At 69.2% G+C, this 6,901-nt stretch carries 7 protein-coding genes; 4 read left to right on the top strand and 3 right to left on the bottom strand.

The features are described 5' to 3' along the window. Positions 1 to 395: LutC/YkgG family protein (locus tag VFM98_RS24920; RefSeq protein WP_325112581.1), on the top strand; the 395-nt coding region annotated here is incomplete at its 5' end. After that, positions 392 to 1,864 carry a LutB/LldF family L-lactate oxidation iron-sulfur protein gene (locus VFM98_RS24915; RefSeq protein ID WP_325112580.1) on the top strand — a complete coding sequence of 491 codons (1,473 nt, stop codon included), beginning with the start codon at positions 392 to 394 and terminating at the stop codon, positions 1,862 to 1,864. The genes VFM98_RS24920 and VFM98_RS24915, both read left to right, overlap by 4 nt. A gap of 21 nt (positions 1,865 to 1,885) precedes the next feature. Here VFM98_RS24915 and VFM98_RS24910 read toward each other — a convergent pair whose 3' ends face one another. The 3 genes from VFM98_RS24910 to VFM98_RS24900 all read right to left on the bottom strand — a co-directional run bounded on the left by VFM98_RS24910 (position 1,886) and on the right by VFM98_RS24900 (position 4,072). Then, positions 1,886 to 2,698: an OBAP family protein gene (locus VFM98_RS24910; protein ID WP_325112579.1), complete on the bottom strand. Its 813-nt coding sequence runs from the start codon at positions 2,696 to 2,698 to the stop codon at positions 1,886 to 1,888. Between the two features lie 30 nt (positions 2,699 to 2,728). Further along, positions 2,729 to 2,998, bottom strand: a complete 270-nt coding sequence (locus tag VFM98_RS24905; protein WP_325112578.1) for a hypothetical protein — start codon at positions 2,996 to 2,998, stop codon at positions 2,729 to 2,731. Positions 2,999 to 3,121: 123 nt separating this feature from the next. Continuing rightward, the gene (locus tag VFM98_RS24900; protein WP_325112577.1) at positions 3,122 to 4,072 is read right to left on the bottom strand and encodes a tripartite tricarboxylate transporter substrate binding protein; all 951 of its coding nucleotides are present in this window, start codon (positions 4,070 to 4,072) and stop codon (positions 3,122 to 3,124) included. 193 nt (positions 4,073 to 4,265) lie between these two features. On the opposite strand from VFM98_RS24900, the gene VFM98_RS24895 reads away from it, so the two are divergent. Then, positions 4,266 to 5,408 carry an acyl-CoA dehydrogenase family protein gene (locus VFM98_RS24895; protein WP_325112576.1) on the top strand — a complete coding sequence of 381 codons (1,143 nt, stop codon included), beginning with the start codon at positions 4,266 to 4,268 and terminating at the stop codon, positions 5,406 to 5,408. Positions 5,409 to 5,419: 11 nt separating this feature from the next. Beyond that, entirely contained in the window at positions 5,420 to 6,535 is a 1,116-nt protein-coding gene (locus VFM98_RS24890) for an acyl-CoA dehydrogenase family protein (RefSeq protein WP_325112575.1), read from the top strand. The last annotated feature ends 366 nt before the right edge of the window (positions 6,536 to 6,901 follow it).

Genomic DNA, 6,901 nt, shown 5'->3' with positions numbered 1-6,901 from the left:
AGGGGCTCGCCGTGCGCCGCTTCGAGCGCCCGCTGGAAACGTGGAAGGGCGAACTGTTCGACGCGATCGATGCCGGCGTGACCGGCGCGGTCGCCGGCATCGCCGACACGGGCACGCTGGTGCTGTGCCCGGGCCGCCACGAGCCGCGCACGCTCTCGCTGGTGCCGCCGGTGCATGTCGCGGTGCTGATGGCCAGCCGCCTGCATGCCAGCCTGCCGGCGGCCATGCACGCCCTGTTTCCCGGCGACCAAGCGCCGATGCTGCCGACGAACCTCCTGCTGGTCACCGGGCCTTCGAAGACGGCCGACATCCAGCAGGTGCTGGCCTATGGCGCCCATGGGCCGAAGGAACTGGTGATCGTGCTGGTCGACGATCGCGCGGAGGACGCACCATGAACGCGTCGCCCCACGCGGATGCGCAGGCGGGCACCGCCCCCCTGCACTTCGTCGACCCGCGCCGCTTCAAGGAGAACGCGCACGCGGCCGTGAACGACGCGCACCTGCGCGCGAGCTTCCGCGGCGCGATGGACTTCCTGCAGGCCAAGCGCGCCTCCCACTTCAGCGAGGCGGACACCTTCGAGCCGCTGCGCCACGTCGGCGAGGCGATCCGGCGCTACAGCCTGTCGCGGCTGCCCGAGCTGCTCGAGAGGCTGGAGCGCAACCTGCTCGCCAACGGCGTGCAGGTGCACTGGGCGTCCACGCCCGCGGAGGCCAACGCGATCTTCCTGGCCATTGCGCGCGACGCGGGGGCGCGCCGCCTCGTCAAGGGCAAGTCGATGGTCAGCGAGGAGATCGAGCTGAACCACCGCATGGCCGAACAGGGCGTGGACTGCCTCGAATCGGACATGGGCGAGTACATCGTCCAGCTCGCCGGCGAGCGGCCCAGCCACATCATCATGCCGGCGATCCACAAGACGAAGCAGCAGATCGCCGAGCTGTTCGCCGAGCGCATCCCGGATGCGCCTTACACCGAGGACGTCGACGCGCTGATCGCCATCGGCCGGCGCGTGCTGCGCAACGAGTTCCGCGATGCCCGCGTGGGCGTGTCGGGCGTCAACTTCCTGGTGGCCGAGACCGGCACCCTCTGCCTGGTCGAGAACGAGGGCAACGGCCGCATGTGCACCACCGTGCCGGACGTGCACGTGGCGATCACCGGCATCGAGAAGGTCGTCGAGCGCTTCGAGCACGTGCTGCCGCTGTTCAACCTGCTCACCCGGTCGGCCACCGGCCAGGCGGTGACGACGTACTTCAACGTGATCACGGGGCCGCGCCGCACCGGCGAGCTCGATGGGCCGCGCGCGGTGCACCTGGTGTTGCTGGACAACGGCCGCACGCAGGCCTGGCGCGACGCCACGTTCCGCGAGACGCTGCAGTGCATCCGCTGCGGGGCCTGCATGAACCACTGCCCGGTCTACGCGCGCATCGGCGGGCTGGCCTACGGCACCACCTACCCGGGACCGATCGGTTCCATCATCTCGCCGCACCTGCTGGGCCTGGAGCCGACGCAGGCGCTGCCCACCGCCAGCAGCTTGTGCGGCGCGTGCGCCGAAGTCTGCCCGGTCGGCATCCCGATTCCCGACCTCCTGATGCAGCTGCGGCACGCCGCGCGGCACGAGGCCCTGCCCGGCCACCTGCCGCTGGCGGGCCAGGGCGAAGCCAGGGACTGGAGGGAGGCGCTGGCCTGGAAGGCCTGGGCCTGGCTCAGCGAGCGGCCCGCGTGGTACGCCCGCGCGATTCGCATCGCGCGGGCGCTGCGAGCGCTGACGCCGACGCGGCAAGCGGGCTGGACGGCGCATCGCACGCCGCTGAAGCTGGCGCCGAAGGGTTTGCGCGAGCGCCTGCCGCAAGGAGTGCGACGCGGGTAAGCGCCCCAGCGCGGCGGAGGCTTATCGCTGCGCTGCGCTGGACGGCTGCGATGGCGCGCCGTGGGCCCCCGGTGCCGGCGCAGACTGCGCGGTGGTTACGCTTGTCGGGTCCGCGAGCTGGACTACCTGGCCCTTCTGCCATGCGTCCGCGCCGGGATCGATGGCCGGAGCCGGAAGCTCCTCGCGCTGCTTTCGCTTCGCGGTGCTGTCGATGCCGAAGCGCCGGTCGCGCTCGGCCACCATCGCCGCATCCGCCTGGCCGTCGGCTGTGAACCCCATCATCAGTTGCGGAATGCCCAGCGGCAGCGCGTCGCCGCCATGCGAATGCCAGGTGTGCCAGGTCTTGCCGTAGGTGCCGATCAACTTCTGCATCAGTTCCTTCTCGGCGACGTCCGGGATGCCGGGCGCGAACAGCTGTCCCGACTTCACCTCGTGCACATGGCTGTGCCACAGGGTCTTCTCTTCCGGCGGCAGGCCGGCGAAGAGCCTGGCGCTGACGATGTACTCGATCCCGACCAGCTTCGCGTCCTGGCGGTTGCCGTCGTAGATCACGCACTGCGTCACGTCTTCATTGACGATCGCGCAGTAGTGGTGGGCCTCGACCTGCGCCTTCGGCTGCCCGCTGTAGAAGTGGAAGCCGTCGAGATACGCGTTGATCGCCTCGATCGGCGGCTTGTCCTGCAGCGCCACCGCGCCCGCTTCGAGCGCCTGGGTCTTCGCGGACTCGGGCGCCCCCGGGGCACTCGCCGGCGAAGCGGTGTTCGTTTCCTTGCCGCAGGCCGCCAGCAGCGCGGCGGCGAAGAACAGGCAGGCAGCTGCGCAATGGCGCACCATTCTTCTCTCCGACCGGATCATGAAAGCGCGCTATCCCTCGCCGACCGTGACCGATTCGCCGTGGCCCGGCGTCATGCCCGGCCCTTTCGGCTGGCCTTCCTCGCGCTCCGGATGGGGCATGTGGCCGTCGGCAGCGCTGCATTCCTGGACCGCGACCGGATCGCTGCAGGGAAACGTGTACTGCACGGCCACGTCGAGGACGTCGTCATAGGAGGGATTCGGCCCGAGCGGCGCCTGAGCGTCGGCCGGGCGCGCCACCGGCGGGTTGTCGGTGGTGGGGAAGTTGTTCCAGGTGTCCATGCCCCATTGGGCGCACCTGCGCGGCCCTCCGATGTCGCCTCCTGCCGACAGCGGAGGTAGGAGCAGCCCGCGGTCCATCCAGCCTGCGCACGCGCAACTGCGTGCACAGGCTGCGGAACGGATTCAGTACGTGCTCTTCGTCAGCTCGAGGCTCTTGAGCAGCGGCACCCAGCGGTCGTACTCGCTGCGGATGTACTTACCCAGGGCCTCCGGCGAGCCGCCGCGCGGCTCCATGCCCATGGAGCGGGCCTTGGCGACGAAATCCTCACGCGTCAGCACCTGGTTGACGGCCTTGTTGAGGCGCTCGACCGCCTCGTGCGGCGTGCCGGCAGGCGCCACCAGCGTGTACCACGCATAGGCCTCGACGTCGTAGCCGGCCTCCTTGAAGGTCGGGACATTGGGCAACTGCGGCAGGCGCTTGTTGTCCATCACACCGAGCACCCTGATCTTGCCGGACTGGATGTGAGGCAGCGGCCCCGTAATGGTGGTGCCGTGGATGTCGATCGTGCCGCTCAGCAGGGCCTGGATCCCCTGCGAATCGCCGGTGAAGGGCACGTGCGTCGTCTTGATGCCCGCCTGGCGCTCGAACATGAGCGGCGCGAGGTTGCTGATGATGCCCGCCCCGGGCGAGCCACGGTTGATCTTGCCGGGGTTGGCCTTCGCGTAGGCCACCATTTCCTGCAGCGTCTTGAAGGGGGCGTCGGCGCGCGCCACGATGATGATCGGCTGGTAGCCGATGTGCGTGACGGGCGTGAAATCCTTCAGCGGATCGTACGGCAGCTTGTCGAACAGCACGGTGTTGTTCGCCAGGGTGCTGTTGGTACCGACGAATACCGTGTAGCCGTCCGGGCGGGATTTGGCCACGTGGTCGGCTGCGATGTTGCCGGAAGCGCCGGGCTTGTTCTCGACGATGACCGGCAGGGTCTTGCCCAGTTCGGCGGTCAGCAAGCGCACGTAGACGTCGGTACCGCCACCGGCCGTGAACGGAACGACGACCTTGGTGACAGGCTGGGCGCCGGCGGAGCCCGAGGCCACGGCAGTGGCCAGCAGCAGCCGGGTAATGAGCGATTTCATGCAGGAATCTCCTCTCGGTGGATGCGTGGTGCCGGTTGGATGTTGAAAACGGAACGTATTGCACCACGCGGTACAAGCGCGATTCTTGGCGCAACGCCGCTCGCCGTCAAGGGTTTCCGGCCTCCGTTCCAGTGCTTTCCAGGTCCGGCTGTACGCGCTAGAATGGAATATGTTCCTCATATCGGAACCAACCATGGACATCGCCTTCACTCCCGAACAGCTGGCCTTCCGCGACGAGGTCCGCGCCTTCATCGCGGCCCGGCTGCCCGCCGCCACTCGCGCGCGCCTGCGCCAGGGGCACCTGCCCAACAAGGAAGAGACCGTCGCCTGGCAGCGCATCCTGGCCGAACGCGGCTGGTCGGCGCCGCACTGGCCACGCGAATACGGCGGCGCCGCACTGGGCCAGGCCGAGCGGCTGATCCTGCTGGACGAGCTGTACCGCGCCCCGGCGCCGCTGCCGCAGATCTTCAACATGAACATGCTGGGGCCGGTGCTGATGAAGTTCGGCACGCCGGCGCAGCGGGACTTCTTCCTGCCGAAGCTGGCCAGCCTGGAGCTGTGGTTCTGCCAGGGCTTCTCGGAGCCGGGCGCCGGTTCGGATCTGGCCTCGCTGCGCACCAGCGCGCGGCGCGAGGGCGAGTTCTACATCGTGAACGGGCAGAAGACCTGGACCTCCACCGCCCAATGGGCAGACTGGATGTTCGCCCTGGTGCGCACCAACCCGGAGGCGCGCAAGCAGGAAGGCATTTCGTTCCTGCTGATCGACCTCAAGACCCCCGGCATCACCGTGCGCCCGATCCGCTCGATCGACGGCACCGACCACGTCAACGAGGTCTTCCTGGAGGACGTGAAGGTTCCCGCCGCGCACCTCGTGGGCGAGGAGAACAAGGGCTGGGATTGCGCCAAGTTCCTGCTGGCCAACGAGCGCACCGGCATCGCCAACGTGGGCCTGTGCCAGGAGCGGCTGCAGCTCGCGCGCGAACTCGCCGGCGTGGACGTGCTCGCAGCGGACGCCGCCCTGCGCCGCGAGCTCGCGGTGCTGGATGCAGAGATCCGGGCACTGGAGTTGACCAACTACCGCTTCCTGCTCACGCCTTCGCAGCAGGCGGCGCTGCCTGCGTTCGCCTCGGTGCTGAAGCTCAAGGGGACTGAAATCCAGCAGGAACTGCACGCGCTGCTCGCGCGGCTGGCCGGCGCCGACGGGCTGGAACAGCCGGTCTCGGCCGAAGAAGGGCCGCACCTGGTGCAGCGCTACCTCTTCTCGCGCGCGCTGAGCATCTACGGCGGCACGTCCGAGATCCAGAAGGACATCCTGGCCAGAACCATCCTCGCCTGAGCGGAGCGACCATGAATTTCGAGATCAGTGACGAACTGCGCGCCGTCCAGGACAGCCTGGCGCGGCTGCTCGCTGACCACTACACGGCCAAGCACCGGCTCGCATTGGCCGCGGCCCCCACGGCCTACGCCGAGCAGGCCTGGAAGGAGATGGCGGGCCTGGGGCTGACCGGCCTGCAGGTGCCGGAGGAGTTCGGCGGCTTCGGAACGCGAGCCACCGACCTGCTGCCCGTGATGCACGAGATGGGCCGCGCGCTGGCGCCGGTGCCCTTCCTCTCGTCATGCGTGCTGGGTGCCGCCGCGCTGCGCGCGGCGAGCGACGAGACATTGCAGCGCGCGCTGCTGCCGGACCTGGCGGCTGGCACGCTGCAGGTGGCCTGCGCGCCTCTGCAGACCGGCGAGACTGCGGGCGTTCGTGCACAGGGCGGCGAAGGCCGCTGGCAGTTGCAGGGCGTGCACGCGCACCTGCCTTATGCGGCCTCGGCCGACTGGCTGGTCCTGCCGGCCCGAGTCGAGGGGGCGCGGGAGAACGCCCTCTTCCTCATCGACGCGCGAGGTCCGGGCATTGGCCTGCGCACGCACCGCCTGATCGACGGGACGCCGGCGGCGGACGTCCAGCTGGAAGGCGCGAGCGCGACGCCCTTGTGCGCGCCGGGCAGTACCGAGGCTAAGACGGCCATCGACGCCGTGATCGCCGCGGGCATTGCCGCCGCCTGTGCGGAGATGGTCGGGGCGATGGAGGCGGCGTTCCGCCTGGCGGTGGACTACCTGAAGACGCGCAAACAGTTCGGCCGCCTGATCGGCGACAACCAGGCGCTGCGGCATCGCGCATCGGAGATGCTGGTGGGGCTGGAGATGGCGCGCAGCCTGTCCATCGCGGCCGCAGTCGCCGCGGGGCGCGGCGGCTTCGGCGACGAAGCGGCAAAGGCCGACCTGCATCGCGCCAAGTTCCTGGTGGCACGCAACGCGCGCTACCTCTGCCAGGCCGCGATCCAGCTGCACGGCGGGATCGGAATGACGGAGGAGTACGCGGTGGGCCACTACCTGCGCCGCGTGCACGTGCTGGACCTCTGGTTCGGCGACAGCAGCTCGCATGTGGAGCAGCTGGCGGAGGTGGCGGCTGCTTGAAGCCGGAAGCGGGGGCCACTTGCCGCCCCCCCCGGTGGCCTCCCTCCAAGGCCTTCTGGTCCTAGGATGAGCGCACGATCCCGCGGGAGTAACCGCCGGAGCGGTTGGAGGACGGGCGCCGGCCACCATCGCGAGGCCGTTGCGGCGAGACTTCCTGCCTCGCGTTCATGCAAGCTGCGAATACCCTGACTGCATCGTCCGCAGGAGGGTAGTCGACGTCCTCAGGCCGCGCGCCTTGTCGCAGCCGTTGCAGTCTCAAGCAGCTTCTGAGAAGCGCCATGATGATCTATGACTTCTCGGCGAGTTCCGGTACAGCCTGGAACAGGTCGGCTTCCAGCCCGTAGTCGGCCACGCTGAAGATCGGCG

The organism is Ramlibacter sp., assembly GCF_035706265.1.
GTDB lineage: Bacteria > Pseudomonadota > Gammaproteobacteria > Burkholderiales > Burkholderiaceae_C > Ramlibacter.
The sequence above is the reverse complement of the archived record's forward strand: the minus strand, read 5'-3'. Positions and strand labels throughout refer to the sequence as shown.

Excerpts from the sequence above, each read along its gene's own strand:
- VFM98_RS24890 (WP_325112575.1), top strand. The coding sequence starts at position 5,420 with ATGAATTTCGAGATCAGTGACGAACTGCGCGCCGTCCAGGACAGCCTG.
- VFM98_RS24900 (WP_325112577.1), bottom strand. The coding sequence starts at position 4,072 with ATGAAATCGCTCATTACCCGGCTGCTGCTGGCCACTGCCGTGGCCTCG.
- VFM98_RS24895 (WP_325112576.1), top strand. The coding sequence starts at position 4,266 with ATGGACATCGCCTTCACTCCCGAACAGCTGGCCTTCCGCGACGAGGTC.
- VFM98_RS24910 (WP_325112579.1), bottom strand. The coding sequence starts at position 2,698 with ATGGTGCGCCATTGCGCAGCTGCCTGCCTGTTCTTCGCCGCCGCGCTG.
- VFM98_RS24905 (WP_325112578.1), bottom strand. The coding sequence starts at position 2,998 with ATGGACACCTGGAACAACTTCCCCACCACCGACAACCCGCCGGTGGCG.
- VFM98_RS24915 (WP_325112580.1), top strand. The coding sequence starts at position 392 with ATGAACGCGTCGCCCCACGCGGATGCGCAGGCGGGCACCGCCCCCCTG.